The organism is Blautia parvula, from assembly GCF_020215665.1.
Lineage (GTDB): Bacteria > Bacillota > Clostridia > Lachnospirales > Lachnospiraceae > Blautia > Blautia celeris.
In genome coordinates this window covers 1,116,033-1,133,251 of record NZ_CP084061.1, presented here as the reverse complement: position 1 = coordinate 1,133,251, position 17,219 = coordinate 1,116,033, and the positions used below count along the sequence as shown (strand labels likewise).

Here is a 17,219-nt window from a genome sequence, read left to right as displayed (position 1 = left end):
AGATGAGAAATGAGGTATTTACATGAAGTGTGCGAACTGCGGTACAGAATTTGAAGATGGCATATTGTTCTGCCCCGTATGCGGCAAAGAAGTTCAATGGGTGCCGGAATATAATACGCTGGAGACGATTATCCAGCAGCGAGAGATACAGGAAAAAGAGAAGAAGAAAAAAGAGGAGCATGCGCTCCGGGAAAAGAGACGCCAGGAACAGGAGATGAAGCGCAGAAAGAAAAGGCGTATGGCTGTGGGATTTACTGTGGCCGGCGTATGTGTGCTGGCTGTGGGCGCAGGTGTGATCTTCTATCAGAAGCAGTACAATTCTTTTGATTTCCAGATGGCCCAAGCTGAGTCTGAGTTCAGCAACAAGGACTATGACTCAGCTCTGAAATACCTGGAACGTGCCCTGAATCTGCAGCCTGACAGCACAGAAGCCAACATTCTGCAGGCAAAGATATATCTGAAAAATGAGGAGGAGGAGAAAGCGCTGGCGATTCTCATTGCCACCATCGCCAAGGCTCCCGACAGTGTCAGTGCCTATGGGGAACTGCTCCGCCTGTACGAGAAACAGGGGGAGGTCAAAAAGATCAAGGAGCTGATGGATGACTGTGAGAGCACAGAGGTAAAGGAACGCTATTCTTCCTATATCAGTACCCTTCCGGTTATCTCACTGGACGGCGGAACCTATGACAGCAAAGAGGAAGTGGATTTCAGCGCCATTGAAGACGGAACCAAAATATATTATACTCTGGACGGCAAAGACCCGGATACCACCAGCAAACTGTATGACTCCGCCAGCGGGATCATGTTGGAGGAGGAGGGAGAGTATACCCTGAAATATGTGGCGTATAACGCCAAAGGCATTCCCAGTGACATCGGCCTTATGACCTACACCATAGAATTCAAGGCGCCGGACGCTCCCAGAATCACACCCGCCTCCGGTCAGTATGAGGACTCCATGACAATTAAAGTATATGTGCCGAAGGGATGTACCGCATATTATGAATTTAATGAAACACCTACCACCGAAAGCACAGAATATACAGGCCCGGTTGCCATGCCTGTGGGAGAGAATATATTTTCCGCCATCTTAGTGGATGAAAACGGAAAAATAAGCAGTCCGGCAAGTGCAACTTATGTCATTTATCAATGATTTATAAAGTAAATTGGAAATTTTTCTAAAATTCGGATTGAATTTTTGTTACTTTTGCTCTATACTAAAAAGAGCGACTATAGCAATAGAATTACCATATTTGGAGTTGTGAGGAGGACATTATGTACAAGATTCTGAAAGCAGAAAAGCTCAATGAGATAGTATATCTCATGGTTGTTGACGCACCAAGGGTTGCAAAACACTGTGAACCCGGACAGTTCGTCATCGTGAAAAAAGACGATGCAGGGGAGAGAATTCCGCTTACCATCTGTGATTATGACAGAGAGGCAGGAACTGTTACGATCGTATTCCAGCCGGTAGGTGCTTCCACCGAAAAATTCGCTAAAATGCAGACAGGAGATTTCTTTGAAGATTTCGTAGGTCCGTTAGGATGTCCATCTGAATTTGTAAATGAAGATCTGGAAGAGTTAAAGAAAGAAAAACTTTTATTTGTAGCCGGCGGCGTTGGAACCGCACCGGTATATCCGCAGGTAAAATGGCTGCACGAGCACGGCATTGACGCTGATGTCATTGTAGGTGCCAAGACCAAAGACCTGATCATCCTGGAAAAGGAAATGGAAGAAGTAGCAGGAAATTTATACATCACCACAGATGATGGTACATATGGACGTCACGGAATGGTAACAAAAGTAATTGAAGACCTGACTGCTGAAGGCAAGACCTATACAAAATGTGTTGCGATCGGCCCCATGATCATGATGAAATTCTGCTGCCTGACAACTAAGAAACTGAATCTGCCCACTATCGTTTCCATGAATCCGGTCATGGTTGACGGAACCGGTATGTGCGGAGCCTGCCGTGTTATCGTCGGCGGTGAAGTGAAATTCGCATGCGTGGACGGTCCTGAATTTGACGGTCATCTGATTGACTGGGATCTGGCAATGAAGAGACAGCAGATGTACAAGACAGAAGAAGGAAGAGCATTATTAAAACTTCGTGAGGGGGATACCCATCACGGCGGATGCGGAAACTGCGGAGGTGACGAATAATGGGTGACGTATTAAAGAAAGTTCCTGTAAGAGAACAGGACCCGAAGGTGAGAGCAACAAACTTTGAAGAAGTTTGCTATGGATATAACAAAGAAGAAGCAATGGAAGAGGCAGCCCGCTGCTTAACCTGTAAAAATGCAAAATGTGTCAAGGGATGTCCTGTAAACATTGACATTCCCGGATTTATCAAAGAAGTAAAAGAGGGCAACTTTGAAGAAGCATTCAAAGTGATCGGCCAGTCCAGCGCCCTTCCGGCAGTCTGCGGACGTGTCTGCCCCCAGGAAACACAGTGTGAAGGTCTGTGTATCCGCGGTATCAAAGGCGAACCGGTTTCTATCGGTAAGCTGGAGCGTTTTGTTGCTGACTGGGCAAAAGAAAACGGAATCAAACCGGAACCTCCGAAGGAGAAAAACGGACATAAGGTTGCAGTGATTGGTGCCGGACCTGCAGGTCTTACCTGCGCCGGAGATCTGGCTAAGATGGGTTACGATGTAACGATCTTTGAAGCACTTCATCAGCCGGGCGGTGTACTGGTATACGGTATTCCTGAATTCCGTCTTCCGAAAGACAAAGTAGTTAAAATGGAAGTTGAAAATGTAAAAGCGTTAGGTGTTAAGATCGAGACGAACGTGATTATCGGTAAATCCACCACGATCGACGAGCTCATGGAAAAAGAAGGCTTTGAAGCTGTATTCATCGGTTCCGGTGCAGGACTCCCCATGTTCATGGGCATTCCGGGTGAGATAAGCAACGGTGTATTCTCTGCCAATGAGTACCTGACAAGAAGCAACCTGATGAAAGCTTTCCGCGACGACCATGACACACCTATTAAAATGGGCAAGAAAGTAGCCGTTGTAGGCGGCGGCAACGTGGCAATGGATGCTGCAAGAACAGCTCTTCGTCTCGGCGCTGAGGTACATATTGTATACAGAAGAAGTGAAGCAGAGCTTCCTGCAAGAGCGGAAGAAGTACATCACGCAAAAGAAGAAGGAATTATCTTTGACCTTCTGTGCAATCCTACAGAGATCCTGGCAGATGAAAACGGCTGGGTAAGAGGCATGAAGTGTGTTCGTATGGAACTGGGCGAGCCGGATGCGTCAGGAAGAAGACGTCCTGTAGAGATTCCGGGTTCTGAGTTTGAGATGGAACTGGATACAGTTATCATGTCCCTGGGAACTTCCCCGAACCCGCTGATTTCTTCCACCACAATCGGCCTTGATACAAACAAGAGAAAATGTATCATCGCTGATGAGGAAAATGGCAAAACAACCAAAGACGGTGTTTACGCCGGCGGTGATGCCGTGACAGGTGCCGCAACGGTTATCCTGGCCATGGGCGCAGGAAAATCCGCTGCACAGGGAATCGACGAATTCATCAAAGGAAAAAATAATTAATTAAACATACAAAGAGCCGTCACCGGACGTGGCGGCTCTTTTTTCAGTTGTATGGAGGAAAATGGAGAACACAAGGGAAATCATGATAGAAGCAATAAGAGAGGAACTGAGAGAGTCGGCTGATAAGGACTACAAAAAATTTCAGGAATCCCTGATACCGGGCCTGACGACCATGATGGGGGTCCGGCTGCCAAAGCTCCGGAAAATGGCAAAGAAGATCGCAGGGGAGGACTATGCCGGTTTTTTAGAGAAAGCGGATGATAGCTGTTATGAAGAACTGATGCTCCAGGGTATTGTGATCGGATATGCGAAAATGGAGCGGGAGGAGCAGACGCAGGCACTGGCGCGTTTTGTGCCCAAAATCAATAATTGGGCCATTTGTGACTGCAGTTGTATTACTTATAAGTTTATGAGAAAGGATTCTGCTTACTGGTTCGCCTTTTTGGAGCGATATCTCAGCTCAGAAAGAGAATATGAGATTCGTTTTGCTCTGGTATCTATGCTTGACCATTTTGTGACAGAGGATTATATTGACCGTCTGCTGGATATATGCAACCATTTAGACAGTGATGCCTATTATGTGCAGATGGCGGCAGCCTGGGCAGTCTCTGTCTGCTATGTGAAGTTTCCGGAGAAGACCGCCGCATTTCTGCAGACAGATACCATGGATACCTTTACACACAATAAATCCATTCAGAAGATCAGGGAATCCTACCGGGTGTCAAGAGAGGAAAAGGACAGACTTTTGAAATGGAAGCGGGAGGATACAGGAAAATGAAGATCACCATACTTACTGTTGGAAAGATCAAAGAAAAGTTCTATCGTGACGCCATTGCCGAATATACAAAGCGTCTGAGCAAATACTGCAAGCTGGAAATCCTGGAAGTGGCAGACGAAAAAACACCGGATGCCGCCAGCGAGACTGTGGAGGAGAATATCCGCCAGAAAGAAGGCGAGCGCATTCTAAAATGCATCAGGGAAGATGCCTACGTCATTACACTAGAGATCAATGGAAAAATACTGGACTCTGTTGAACTCTCCCAAAAGATAGAGAGTCTTGGAATACAGGGGAAGAGCCATATCACTTTTGTCATAGGCGGTTCCATCGGACTTGGAAAAGAGGTGCTGAAACGCTCGGATTTTGCGCTCAGCTTTTCCAAAATGACATTTCCGCATCAGTTGATGCGGGTAATATTGCTGGAACAGATTTACAGGAGTTACCGGATCATGAGTGGGCAGCCTTATCACAAATGAATTTTGAACGGTCAGCATATAAGGAATGGCAGACTAAGCGGTCTGTTATTCCTTTTCTCAGATTTGGATACTTTTTTTGCCGGACGATAGTTATATGATACGAGAAATGGTAGTTGTTTCCGATACAGATTATGGGTATAATATGGACTAAGAGATGAAAAACAGGGATATGAAACCGGTGCGTACTATACGGTTGAGGAGATCCTTGCTGAACTGGAAAATAATTAGTAAACGGCAACAGTTCATGAATAGGAGAGTGAAAATGAAAATTGAATTAAAACAGCTTTCCCCTTTAAACGGCATGGCCGAATATGAAATGCTTCAGGATTTAGGAAGCAATGAAAACGGTTTTCCAAATGAAGTTTATGGTATCTCTTATGGCGAGTACAGAAATTGGCTCATACAGCAGGATGATTACTCCAAATCGCGAAATCTGCCGGAAAATTATATACCTCAGTCCACATATTTTCTCTATGTGGAGGAAAAACCGGTAGGAATCGCCAGGATACGTCATCATTCCAGTGAGATTTTAGAAAAACAGGGTGTAGGAAACTTTGGTTATGGAATCGCAAAACAGTATAGAGGGAAGGGGTATGGCAATATATTGTTTGTCAATATTTTAGAAAAATGTAAGTCCCTCGGTTATACCAAAGTGAAATCTTTTGTACATATGGATAATGCAGCGTCCAATAAGATATTTGAAAAAAACGGAGCTGTCTTAACAGGCGTATGGAACAATACAAGTAATATTTACGAAACAGATCCGGATGTCACCTTGAAGAAGGGAAAAAGATGGAAAAACACAGTAAGAAAAAACGATGGATGATTACAGGAATATCCGTTACTCTGGCGCTTGCTTCTGTCTGCATGGTGGTATGTCTGTACATGTATCAGAAGAACAGCAGCATGCGCAATGCCAGATATGTTTTGAGGGGAGAAATCAGTAAACTGCAGTATGCCATTGATTCTCAATTGTTTACCACAAAAGCACTGGAAGTGATCGTCACCAGCAACCATGGCGAGGTGGTAAATTTTGATAAGGCAGCTGAAAGTCTTTACGAAAAGGATGCCTCTATCAGAAGCCTGCAGCTGGCACCGGATGGAAATGTGACCTATGTATATCCCCTGGAGGGAAACGAGGAAGCCTTCGGCGACCTGTTCAGTGATCCTGACAGGAAAACAGAGGCAGAGTATGCCAGGGACACAGGAAAAATGACCTTGGCAGGCCCATATGAACTTTCACAGGGCGGCATGGGAATTGTGGCGAGAAATCCCATATATCTGACAGATGAGGATGGGCAGAAAACATTCTGGGGATTCAGCATTGTTGTGCTCAATGTGCCTGAGATATTTGACGAGATAAATTTAAAGGCATTGAATGGACAGGGATACAAATATAAAATATGGCGGATCCATCCGGATACAGGCAAGGTGCAGAATATCATACAGAACGCGGACTTTTCTGTGACGGATGCCGTGGAGGATGTGATTCAGGTTCCAAACGGTACATGGCATTTGAGCATAATTCCCAAAAAAGGATGGGTTCCCATGGAATACATATGGATAGAATCCATTGTCTGCAGTCTCATACTCGTTCTGGCAGTCATGGTCATCAACGGCATACTGACCAGCGCAGAGCAAAAAAAGGAGCTGGCAAAGCTGGTCAATACGGACCCGCTGACGGGCCTGCATAACGGCAGATATTTTATGAACTGCTTAAAGGAATTCGTCCTGCAGAATCGTCCCTGCGTATTATACTATCTGGATATGGACAGGTTTAAACAGATCAATGACCGTTTTGGACACGATATCGGCGATAAGTTTTTAAAAGAGTCCGCAGCCCGTATGCAAAAATGCCTCTCTGAAGAGGATTTGGCATTTCGTACCGGCGGAGATGAATTTACGGTACTGGCTGCCGGTGGAAAAGGCGACGAATTCTATGAAAAACTAAAAGAACGACTGAAAGAGGAGATTGGCCGTCCATATATACTGCCCGAATGTACCCTGCATCCCCATGTGAGTATCGGGTATGCGCGCTACCCTGAGGAACAGGAAAATGCGGAGGCGCTTATTCGCCAGGCAGACCAGCGGATGTATGAGGAGAAGAGACAGATTCATCATTAATGTCAACAGATTCATTATAAAACGGAGACCAGCTATGAAAAGTCAACCCTAAATTAGCAAAAGATTATATTTATTTTCTGACCGGAAAAATGGCTAACTTTAATAGAGCTCCCATAGGGTGCTTTTTAAAAATATATATGAACGGTCAGATATTAATCCAAATTAAACGAAACGTTGTCAGTGAGCATTTTATAAATGATGCGAACCAACTTCCCGGCACAATGACCTAAGGCATTGTAATGGGACTTTCCCTCTGAGATTTTCTGATCATAGTAATCTTTAAAGGTTTTGTTGTTTTTGACAACGTTATGTGCTGCATTTATCAAAGCGTAGCGAAGGGGACAAGACCCACGTTTGGACATCTTGGTATGGCTGGCGTTAAAGTTTCCAGACTGATAGACAGTCGGATCAAGACCAGCAAATGCAAGCACTTTTGATGGGCTGGAGAAGCGCATAATATCGCCAATCTCGCCCAGTATCATTCCGCCATTGATAAAACCAATGCCCGGAATGGTCATAATGATGGAAGCCAAAGAATTGACAATCAATTCCATTTCAGATTCAACGTCATGAACCTGGCTATCCAGTAACTCGATCAGTTCAATGGTCTGAGTAATCTGAGTAGATATAGAACTGTCGTTGCAACCGACAGACTTCTGTGCCAGAATCCTTAATTCAGTCGCTGTGTCTTTCTTGAAATGACCGTGGGAGGAAACCTCAAGCAAGTGTGACAGATGGGTCAGGTGCATAGAAGCAATGTCTTTGGTCGTAGGTGCTTCTTTAAGAACTGCATACACAGATTTCTGGTGGATGCCAGATTTGAAGAAATACTGCAGTTCAGGGAAAGCCTGATCAACATACGACATTAGTTGAATCTTGCCCTGGGTACGTTTCTTGATTAGTTTCATGCGGAAACGCCCCAATTCCTTTAAGTGCATGATTGAAAGATCATGCTGCGAAAAGAAACGGTGAGGATCCATCATTAAAGTTTTAGCAATTATGTAAGTATCTACCTTATCCGTTTTTGTTTTGCGAATGTTGTTCTTTCGCATTGCAGAGGTCTGGATAGGGTTTATGACACAGACCTTGTAGTTATGTTTGACAAGGAATTCAAGAAGGTTGTTGCCATAGTGAGCCGTTGATTCAAGACCTATGATGAGGCTGTCAGGATCGAAAGAATCGAGCTTGTGAAGCAGCAGATGGAAGCCATCATAGTCATTTGTAAATTTGAACGGTTGAAGCATAATTTCACCATCTGAAGAAATGGCAGAGGCGAAATGGTTGAGTTTGGCAATATCAATGCCTACGTAAATCATAAGATCTCCTTTCTGAGTGTGATACTGTGACAATTCCACAGGTGTTTACCCTCATAGACTTGATTGAAATAAGTGCTCGGGAAGGAATTCCCTCGTGGCAATATCCAGCTTATAAATGATTCAGATAAAACCGTGGCAATACACTCCTTTAAGTAGTTGGACTACAGAAGAAAATCAAAAGTCCACAGCATCTGAATGTATTATGTCACATCACTAAAAGAAAGGAAAATGTGATGTTTTAGCTTCTATAAACATCATACAAGAAGGATATGAAAAATCTTAAAATTGCATTACTCCAGCTAATGCCGGGGAATTCTTTAGAAGAAAATTTAGCCAAGGGAGCAGATGCCTGTAAAAAAGCAAAGAAAATGGGTGCTGATATTGCCCTGTTTCCGGAAATGTGGAGCAGTGGATATAAAATTTCGGAAAATATAGAGGAATTAAAAACAGATGCGGTATCCTCTGACAGTGATTTTGTCTGTTCTTTCGGCGAGCTTGCCAAAAAATTGGGTATGGCAATCGGTATCACGTTCCTTGAAGCGTTTGAACCGCTGCCGCGCAACACACTCTGCCTTTTTGACCGTTTTGGCAGCAGAGTTCTGACCTATGCCAAGGTTCATACCTGTGACTTTGGTGATGAGTGCAGACTGACGGCGGGAGATGATTTTTATACTGCAGAGCTGGATACAGAACAGGGAATGGTAAAGATTGGCGCCATGATCTGTTATGACAGGGAATTTCCGGAAAGCGCAAGAATCCTCATGCTGAAAGGTGCTGAGATCATTCTGGTCCCAAATGCCTGTCCCATGGAAATCAATCGTATTTCCCAGCTTCGCGCAAGGGCGTATGAAAATATGACAGGTATTGCTACTGTCAATTATCCCTTTGGAAAGCCTGACTGCAATGGACATTCAACTGCCTTTGACGGGATTGCATACAGGGAAGGTGAGCCGGGTTCCAGGGACACTTTGATCATAGAGGCAGGCGAACGGGAAGGAATCTATATAGCTGATTTTCCCTTAGATGAAATCAGAGTCTATCGAAGAACGGAAGTCCACGGAAACGCATTTCGCCATCCCGGTAAATACGGTCTGCTCGTCTCAGAAGGAATTGAGGAACCGTTTATCAGAGAATGTTATCGAAAATAGAGAAAAAGTTATAGGAATGGAGTAATCAATATGTTTAAAGTAATATTATGGGATGTGGATGGAACACTGCTCAATTTTGACAAAGCAGAGAAATATGCCCTGCGGCAGTGTTTTGCAAAATTTGACCTGAAGGAATGTACGGATGCCATGATCTCCAGATATGCGGAAATAAACAAACGTTATTGGAAACGCCTGGAGGCCGGGGAGATCACAAAAGAACAGGTACTTCTGGAGAGATTTTCGGAATTTTTCCAAAAGGAACATATCCGCTGTGACAAGATCAAAGAGTTCAACGATGAATACCAGGTGCGTTTGGGCGATAAAATATTTTTTAATGATGACAGCAAGTCTCTTCTGGAAAGGCTGAAAGGAAAAGCAAAGCAGTACGCAGTCACAAATGGCACTTATGTGGCACAGAAACGCAAGCTTGAAAATTCAGGACTTGACGTTCTGTTTGACGGTATTTTTATTTCCGACCAGATAGGATATGAAAAACCGGACATCCGGTTTTTTGATCACATTTGGAAACAGACAGGTGTTTATGAGAAAGATGACGTTCTCATTGTAGGGGATTCCCTGACCAGCGATATGCAGGGCGGAAATAATGCAGGTATCCGCTGCTGCTGGTATAATCCGGAGGACAAGGAAAATAATACAAATGTAAAGATTGATTACCTGATACATGATCTGAATGAGGTTGAATTTCTGTGAGAATCTTACATGGAGCCGGGAGTAAGGATAATATCAAAGCCGGATAAGTTCGTATTCCGGAAGGCAGTGTATTCCTCTGCCAGATTTTGAAGCTTCTGTTTTTCGGGAACGGTATTCCATAAGGTGATCTTAATTTCCATCCCTTTATTTTTCTTTTTCCCTGTCCAGATGCCAATGATCTCACCGCGGTACAGGACAGCACCGGGGTTGCTTACAAATCTCCATATTTGTTTCTGCAGTGTTTTGTCGGGCTGCAGAACCGCCCGGTCTCTCTGGTCGAGAAAGGGGTCATGTCCGCCGAGCAGCAGCAGTTCTCTTTGCAGTGAATCCGGAGACAGAAGACGTTCCTTGTCGGAGGACAGGATATAGGCCTTTTTGCCAAAAACCATGACAGGTTCTGTCTCTTCCGAAACCGTTTTCCACATACGCCGTGCCTGTTTACCGGAACATCCGAGCCAGGCTGCAAAATGATTCGGTGTTGCCGGGCCGTAACAGTGCAGGTATTTCCGCATTAACTTTTTACAGGCATCCTTGTTTGGCGTAAACGAATAGCCGGTCCAGTTTTTGTAAGAGGTAAAAACCGGGCTGGTTCCCTGCCGTCCACCGAAAACGACCAGACCTTTTAAGGCGCAGGGCCGCAGAAGAAAAGACACTACGGCACCGCCGACGGTCTGTTTATCAGGACTTCCATACATGGAGGGCTGTGTCCATAGCGCGCGCTTTTTCTCCGGGAGCAGCGGCAGCATCCATTCTGCCAGGTTCTGATCCAAGGAAGTTTTGCTGATTACGGTACAGTGATCAAGCTGTGGAATTACCTGCTGTAATATTTCAAATAATTCATGGAAACCCATCTGCAGAAAATCAAGTGCCAGAGTAATTCCGGCAGTATAGATCCATGGCTCATCCTCCTGCGGTATAAGCGCAGATAAAAATACATCACTTTCCAGAGCAGGAAATACAACAGGGATACCCCGCAGGCTCCAGGTCTGCAGAAGCGTTTTCTCTTTATACAGCAAATATTCCATTTCTGTCAAACTGCAGTCAGGAATCCGGTTAAAAAGAGCAGTTTCCCAGGCGCCCGGAGGTGTATTCTGCATTCCGCACGCACCCGTCAGCTTTTCCATATCCGTTTTTTTATACTCCTTATCCAGATGGTGAGCACCCAGTCTGAAATTTCTTATTTGCTCAATGCTTATTTCGGCCATGTAGTAGTTCCCTTCGATTTATGTGTAATTATGAAAATACAGACAGTATAGTTTCGATAAATCTGCCCAGTTTGTGTAAGCAGTATACTGGGGAGCTGATAGGGATATTATACCTCTTTTTCTTTATAGACTGCAACACCGTCAGAGATAACTTTGTGTCCGGAAGCTAAAAAGCCGTCCATTTCTGAACGGCTATAAATTTTTGAATCTTTGAAAATAGGTGAATCGCAAGAGAGAATACCAAGCCGGCGTTTTAAACCACTGTCTGATTCGACTCCAGAATATTCCGGAACAGGTACAGATGTTTTTTCCGCAGGCAATAAATGATCCAGTAGACATCTCCCGAATCTTCTTTCTCTTCCCTTACATCCACAGTATAACTCTCTCCCTCAATGTTTACTGTCATAGTCTCTGTAAGAATCGTCCCCCAATATTTTAAATCATGTTTCTGACAGAATTCTTTGATCAGATCTGTGATTTCTTCCTTTGTTTGTGGATGCTGGCTTCTGAAAATAATATATGCGTCCTTCATATGGAATCTCCTTTCGGTATTTTAAAAAATCATACATTATGTTTTAGAACCGTACCGGTGTTGCCCGGCATGTGAACCGTGACAGAACCCTGGCGTTTTGATGATTCCGTCAGGTCATATTTTTCCAGTACAGCGTACAGTTTTTCTGCCATGGTGCGGTCCATATCACAAAGCGGCAGCCTGCAGGGGCCTACATCATAACCCATGGCGCGCATCGCCTGTTTTACGGGTATCGGATTTACATCTAAAAACAGCGCTTCAATGAGCTCCAGGTATTTTAACTGCAGATTATCGCTTTCTTCGCTGTTTCCACGGAAATAGGAAGTGCAGATAGCATGGGTCTCATTTGGAACAAGATTGGACAGAACAGATATCACACCCTTTCCTCCAAGAGCCAGAGAAGATGTGATCTGATCGTCATTGCCGGAATAAATGGCCAAATCCTCTTTGCACAGACTGGCTATTTTGGCCATCTGGGAAAAGTTGCCGCTTGCCTCTTTTACAGCCACTATATTTTCTGTTTCGCTGAGCCGTTTATAGGTGGCCGGGTAAATGTTCACCCCGGTGCGAGACGGTACATTATATAATATGACCGGCAGACGGGTAGACCTGGCACATTCGTTGAAATGCAGAAACAAGCCCTGCTGTGATGCCTTATTATAATACGGTGTTACATGGAGAAGCGCGTCGGCCCCGGCTTTTTCGCATTCTTTTGAAAGGTATACGGCATGTGCGGTATTGTTGCTTCCTGCCCCGGCTATGACCGGAACGCGCCCACGGACATGTTTGACTGCGCGGCGTACCAGTTCTATATGCTCATCATCTGTCAGGGTGGAGCCTTCTCCTGTTGTACCTGCAACTACGATCGCATCTGCGCTGCCTGCGATCTGCATATCCAGCAGCTCGTCAAAGACAGAATAGTTAATCGAATAATCCTCCTTCATCGGAGTGACAACAGCAGTTCCCACACCTTTAAATACTATCTTTTTCAAATTTGAATCCTCCCAAACCTTTGTAATTTAGATTATGGAAATTATAGCAGTTTGGTTATTAAATGGGAGTGAAGTTCCGGGCAGAGGCATTAAGTTTCAATAAATGTAAGAATCGGCTGTGGTAATATATCGATTGTCATACATTTCAATATCATATATAATAAGCCTGTGAGCGGTATAAAACCGTTGGGAACAGACGAATTGTCTGCAATAACATCCGGCGGAAGTGGTGGACAGTCTGTAGAATCCCGGAAGGTTTGCGCAGAAACCGGAAAAGGCCTTCGTTTCTTCCGGCAGCGCGCTGAAAATCAAAGAACAGGAGCATAATATTATGGATTTAAAGAAAAACATCTGTGATAATATCAAAGAATGTGAGATAAAGATCGGCTATCGGGAGGAAGATATGAACCTGTATTATCCGCAGGCATCCTTACTGGAACTGCTTCCTGCCGAAAAAGAAAATCTGTCCGAGGCGCTTGCTGCATTTTGCAGGACCGCAGAACCGGAGCTTGGAAAACTGACCATAAAAGAGACAGAGGAAAAAGGCCGGTATTGTATTCATGTCCCATCCGCAGGGGTAAAATATGTCCATGAAAATCTGGAGGACAGCCCATTTTTAAAAGCCTTTTTGGCGGAAATATTTAAACCCGGTAATACTGTGGAGGATATGATAAAGATATTCCAATCCTTCTCTCAGGATATTATTATAGAAAAGGTTGACGAACAGGAATGGGGAATCTCTTTTCAAAATCCGGAAATAGATCCTTACGTGTATTATCTGGAGCAGGATGCGTTCGGTCTGCAGTATCATCGGTTTACAAGGCAGGCCTATGATGCGTTAAAGGATAGTCATTGATCTGTCCATGCAGAATCGTCTTTGGCGATGGGATTTTCCGGCGCAGGAAATGCACCGATTTGCGGAAGCATTTCAAACAAAGACAAAATACCTCTGCTGATATACTATGAATGCAGAGGTGCTTTTTTATTAACTTTATAATGAATATTGAATATTATTTAATGATAAACATTAAAATACATTGACGGAAGCTATCCTGTGTGATATAACGGAATTAGAAATAGAAGAGGGAAAAGTTTGAAAATGGGAGGGTGCAGATATGGGTGAAAGCGATTTTACAACAGATGTCAATGTGACGGAAAAGAAGTTTTCAAAAAAATTAAAATTTCTTTTGATACTTGCGATTTTCCTGACAGGTATGATTGCTGTCTGCGGGTTTTACAGTGTAATGGTAATGCTGCAGGAAGAAGAGAATATTACAATTACAGCCTACAGTCTTATTTCATATTTGTTTGACTGCATGATCTTCATTTCACTGATCCGAATCTACGCCAGAAAACAATTTTTTATTCAATCCCTGCAAAAAAACATTTTGATCATGGGATGGATGATTATATGCGGAGCGTTTATCATCACACATTTTTCCACTTATCATTCAAGTGGTTTTTCAATCATGCAGTACGGAAGTTTTATACTGGCAGATGGAAGAATGCTGACTCTGGGCATCTTGTTTCTGGTTTTCAGCAGCCTGATAAAAGAAGGATTGGAAATGCAGAAAGAAATGGATAAAATCCTTTAGGAGCATAGCATATGGCGATTATATTAAGATTAGACCGGGTCATGGCTGACCGCAAAATGTCCCTGAATGAATTATCGGAAAAAGTAGGGATATCAAATGTCAATTTATCCAACCTGAAGACAGGAAAAGTGAAGGCAATCCGTTTTTCCACGCTGGAAGCAATCTGTGATGTACTGGACTGTCAGCCGGGAGATATTATAGAATACCGCAGAACTTCCGGGGCGGAGTACCGGGCAAAAAATATTACAGATAATCCCGCTGACATTCCTGACACTGCACATCCCGACTGCAGCAAAAATTCAAAATAATGTCATCAACACGTGTGCAGGTAGCCTTTTTATATGTTACAGTATGTGCAGCCTTACTGCTGTCCTTCGGACATGTTGCGTGGCTCACTATCGTATATGTATGTTCATCGTCTTTTGTTTGTTTTTCCATAAGAATACTCCTGTATAACATAAGGTAAATACACCGGGTACAAGATCATTATATAGAAAACGGCGCAAAAAAGAAAGAGCCGATCAAAAAAAAGAGAGGTATAGAGATGAAATTTGTTATGTCTTACAGCTGCGGCAAGGACAGTACCCTTGCACTTCACAAACTGATAAAAGCCGGACATGAGCCGGTGGGCCTGCTGGTTATGGTCAATAAAGATATGGACCGTTCCTGGTTTCACGGTGCGGATCACAGGCTGCTGGAAAAGTTTTCAAAGGCACTGGAGATTCCCTTGCTTCTCTGTCCCTCCGGAGGTGACGAGTATCATCTGGAATTTGAAAAAGGCCTGAAAAGAGCCATGGAACTTGGGGCAGAGATGGCCGGTTTCGGCGATATTGATATTGAAAATAACCGCAGGTGGTGCGAAGAGCGGTGCCGCGCGGCAGGCCTGAAAGCTGCATTCCCGCTGTGGCAGCAGGGACGTGAGAAGATAGTGCAGGAGATTATTTCAGAAGGCTATTGCTGTATTATCAAATCCATAGACAATCAGCTTCTGCCAAAAGAACTCCTGGGAAAACAGTTAGATTCGGAAACATTGGAGATAATGGCGGCAAGGGGTATTGATATCTGCGGAGAAAACGGAGAATACCATACCATCGCAGTGGACGGGCCGATTTTCAGGCATAAGCTGGAAATACAGACAGGCAGTATTCTTGATTTCGGTGAGCGGTCAGTGATTGATCTCAGATGAATTGGCAAATTTAAAAATGTAATCTGAAGAATTAAAAAAGGGTGCTGTCAGCATTCACTGACAGCACCTATTCTTTCATCTGCAGCGCTCCCTTTTTAAGCCGGAAATTCACACCGGCTTGTTTGGTTGATTCATGATTTTTCGTTTATGTATGATCCGCGGGCTGTATCAGCCGTTTGCTTTCCCAGCCCTTGTTTTTAAAATAAAGCCAGCCGACGAGGAAGGGCAGGAGAGGGGACAGGGCCTGTCCCACATATACACCGGGGAATCCCATACCTGCCGTAAATGCCAACAGCCAGCTTACGGGCAGCCGGACAACAGCCGCATCCAAAAGTGCATTTACCATGGCAATGTTTGCGGCGCCTATGCCGATAGCAAAGGAATCGAAGGTATACAATGCAGCGTAAACCAGACTGTTTATGCCGCAGCAGATCCTCAAATAAAGGATGCCGTCTGCAATCACCTCTTTATTTTGGGGTTCAAACAGCATGATGATCTGCCCTGCAAATAGTTGTACAAGAACCACTGCCATTAGCGTGATCAAAAGGTTTAAGCGCAGCCCGGTTTCCGTTGTCTTTTTGACCCGGTCTGTTCTGCCTGCGCCCATGTTCTGTCCGGCCATGGCGGTTACAGCCTGGCCGACTGCCCAGCAGGGCATTCCTGCAAAGGTATTGACTTTCAGTCCCACCCCGGATGCTGCAGCAACAGACACTCCGAATTGATTCAACATGCCTGTGATCATAAGATAAGAGATATTCACAACTGCCATTTGAACCGCTGTGGGCAGTCCGACTTTTAAGACAGCAGCCATTTTTTCAGGCTGAACAGCAAAATTTTTCAGCCTGAACGGAAAGATAAAAGTTTTCCTTCTCAGACAGCATATGGATATTGCAAGGGAGATACCCTGTGAGAAAACGGTGGCATAAGCTGCGCCTGCAGTCCCCATACCGAAAGGTCCCACTAAAAGAAGGTCCAGCAGGATATTAACGACTGCCGCGGCTGCGATAAAGTAAAGTGAACTTTTGGAATCTCCCAATCCTTTCATAACAGAGCAGACAGCATTATAGCCAAACACGAACACTGTGCCGCAGCAGATAATTCTCATATAATCGCAGGCGTTCTGCATGGACCCGGCAGGAACACGCAGTATCTGAAAAAGCGGCCGGTAAACAAGCAGCCCTGACACTGTGACTAGTAATGAGGCAAAGAAGGAGAGGGAAAATAATGTCCCGACAGTTTCACTCTGTCCCTCTTCATCATCGGCCCCTTTGTATTGGGCAACCAGCACAGTACCTCCCATTGTAACGCCGATACATATGGAATTAATGATAAAACTTATCATAGACGCATTGCTGATCGCGGCAAGTCCTGTTTCCCCCACAAACCTTCCCACAACAAGCATATCCACAATACTGTAAAAGGACTGCAGTAAATTGGCAAGCAGCAGGGGGACAGCAAACTTTATCAGTTTTTTTGAGACATTTCCCGTTGTCAGATCTTGTTCTTTTCTCATCAAATCATTTCTTCCTTTCATAGATAAGTCCGGCATGCCTTTTCCCGGCACCGGAACATGCATAATAAAAAAACAGAGGGCAGCCACGG

At 44.4% G+C, this 17,219-nt stretch carries 17 protein-coding genes and 1 pseudogene; 13 read left to right on the top strand and 5 right to left on the bottom strand.

Annotated features, from left to right (window positions below):
* Positions 1-22 precede the first annotated feature (22 nt).
* From LC508_RS05440 to LC508_RS05410, 7 genes are all read left to right on the top strand, one after another.
* A complete protein-coding gene (locus LC508_RS05440; protein ID WP_033140298.1) occupies positions 23-1,150 on the top strand; it encodes a chitobiase/beta-hexosaminidase C-terminal domain-containing protein in 1,128 nt (375 codons plus the stop codon).
* Positions 1,151-1,272: 122 nt separating this feature from the next.
* Complete coding sequence (locus LC508_RS05435) at positions 1,273-2,160, top strand: sulfide/dihydroorotate dehydrogenase-like FAD/NAD-binding protein (protein ID WP_033140297.1); 888 nt, start codon at positions 1,273-1,275, stop codon at positions 2,158-2,160.
* Positions 2,160-3,554: an NADPH-dependent glutamate synthase gene (gene gltA / locus LC508_RS05430; protein ID WP_103732720.1), complete on the top strand. Its 1,395-nt coding sequence runs from the start codon at positions 2,160-2,162 to the stop codon at positions 3,552-3,554. Before LC508_RS05435 ends, gltA begins: the two co-directional genes overlap by 1 nt.
* A 61-nt stretch (positions 3,555-3,615) precedes the next feature.
* Complete coding sequence (locus LC508_RS05425; protein ID WP_225305327.1) at positions 3,616-4,332, top strand: DNA alkylation repair protein; 717 nt, start codon at positions 3,616-3,618, stop codon at positions 4,330-4,332.
* On the top strand, positions 4,329-4,808 hold the full coding sequence (gene rlmH / locus LC508_RS05420; RefSeq protein ID WP_103732721.1) for a 23S rRNA (pseudouridine(1915)-N(3))-methyltransferase RlmH: 480 nt from the start codon (positions 4,329-4,331) through the stop codon (positions 4,806-4,808). Before LC508_RS05425 ends, rlmH begins: the two co-directional genes overlap by 4 nt.
* Positions 4,809-5,070: 262 nt before the next feature.
* Entirely contained in the window at positions 5,071-5,634 is a 564-nt protein-coding gene (locus LC508_RS05415; protein WP_033140294.1) for a GNAT family N-acetyltransferase, read from the top strand.
* Positions 5,601-6,932: a sensor domain-containing diguanylate cyclase gene (locus LC508_RS05410; protein WP_103732722.1), complete on the top strand. Its 1,332-nt coding sequence runs from the start codon at positions 5,601-5,603 to the stop codon at positions 6,930-6,932. Before LC508_RS05415 ends, LC508_RS05410 begins: the two co-directional genes overlap by 34 nt.
* A gap of 152 nt (positions 6,933-7,084) precedes the next feature.
* Here LC508_RS05410 and LC508_RS05405 read toward each other — a convergent pair whose 3' ends face one another.
* Positions 7,085-8,248, bottom strand: coding sequence for an IS110 family RNA-guided transposase (locus LC508_RS05405; RefSeq protein ID WP_033139523.1), 1,164 nt, complete (start codon positions 8,246-8,248; stop codon positions 7,085-7,087).
* Between the two features lie 269 nt (positions 8,249-8,517).
* Between LC508_RS05405 and LC508_RS05400 the strand changes: the two genes are divergently transcribed.
* Together LC508_RS05400 and LC508_RS05395 are read left to right on the top strand one after the other, a co-directional pair.
* Complete coding sequence (locus LC508_RS05400) at positions 8,518-9,396, top strand: carbon-nitrogen hydrolase family protein (RefSeq protein WP_054353623.1); 879 nt, start codon at positions 8,518-8,520, stop codon at positions 9,394-9,396.
* 30 nt (positions 9,397-9,426) lie between these two features.
* Positions 9,427-10,107 (top strand): YjjG family noncanonical pyrimidine nucleotidase, encoded by a 681-nt coding sequence (locus LC508_RS05395; RefSeq protein WP_103732860.1) that lies wholly within the window; start codon positions 9,427-9,429, stop codon positions 10,105-10,107.
* A gap of 5 nt (positions 10,108-10,112) precedes the next feature.
* Here the strand turns inward: LC508_RS05395 and LC508_RS05390 are convergent, their stop codons facing one another.
* From LC508_RS05390 to dapA, 3 genes are all read right to left on the bottom strand, one after another.
* Positions 10,113-11,231, bottom strand: coding sequence for a winged helix DNA-binding domain-containing protein (locus tag LC508_RS05390; RefSeq protein WP_330425255.1), 1,119 nt, complete (start codon positions 11,229-11,231; stop codon positions 10,113-10,115).
* Positions 11,232-11,565: 334 nt separating this feature from the next.
* Positions 11,566-11,844 (bottom strand): hypothetical protein, encoded by a 279-nt coding sequence (locus LC508_RS05385; RefSeq protein ID WP_033140289.1) that lies wholly within the window; start codon positions 11,842-11,844, stop codon positions 11,566-11,568.
* A gap of 29 nt (positions 11,845-11,873) precedes the next feature.
* A complete protein-coding gene (dapA, locus tag LC508_RS05380; protein WP_054353624.1) occupies positions 11,874-12,836 on the bottom strand; it encodes a 4-hydroxy-tetrahydrodipicolinate synthase in 963 nt (320 codons plus the stop codon).
* A gap of 331 nt (positions 12,837-13,167) precedes the next feature.
* Between dapA and LC508_RS05375 the strand changes: the two genes are divergently transcribed.
* The 4 genes and pseudogenes from LC508_RS05375 (at position 13,168) to LC508_RS05360 (ending at position 15,617) form a co-directional block, all read left to right on the top strand.
* Positions 13,168-13,692: a DUF3877 family protein gene (locus LC508_RS05375; protein ID WP_033140287.1), complete on the top strand. Its 525-nt coding sequence runs from the start codon at positions 13,168-13,170 to the stop codon at positions 13,690-13,692.
* A gap of 259 nt (positions 13,693-13,951) precedes the next feature.
* Positions 13,952-14,431 (top strand): hypothetical protein, encoded by a 480-nt coding sequence (locus tag LC508_RS05370; protein WP_033140286.1) that lies wholly within the window; start codon positions 13,952-13,954, stop codon positions 14,429-14,431.
* An 11-nt stretch (positions 14,432-14,442) separates the two neighbouring features.
* A pseudogene (locus LC508_RS05365) lies at positions 14,443-14,643 on the top strand (helix-turn-helix domain-containing protein); the annotation flags it as partial.
* A gap of 332 nt (positions 14,644-14,975) precedes the next feature.
* Positions 14,976-15,617, top strand: a complete 642-nt coding sequence (locus LC508_RS05360; RefSeq protein WP_103732805.1) for a Dph6-related ATP pyrophosphatase — start codon at positions 14,976-14,978, stop codon at positions 15,615-15,617.
* Between the two features lie 145 nt (positions 15,618-15,762).
* Here the strand turns inward: LC508_RS05360 and LC508_RS05355 are convergent, their stop codons facing one another.
* Positions 15,763-17,130, bottom strand: coding sequence for an MATE family efflux transporter (locus tag LC508_RS05355; RefSeq protein WP_103732806.1), 1,368 nt, complete (start codon positions 17,128-17,130; stop codon positions 15,763-15,765).
* Between the last annotated feature and the right edge of the window lie 89 nt (positions 17,131-17,219).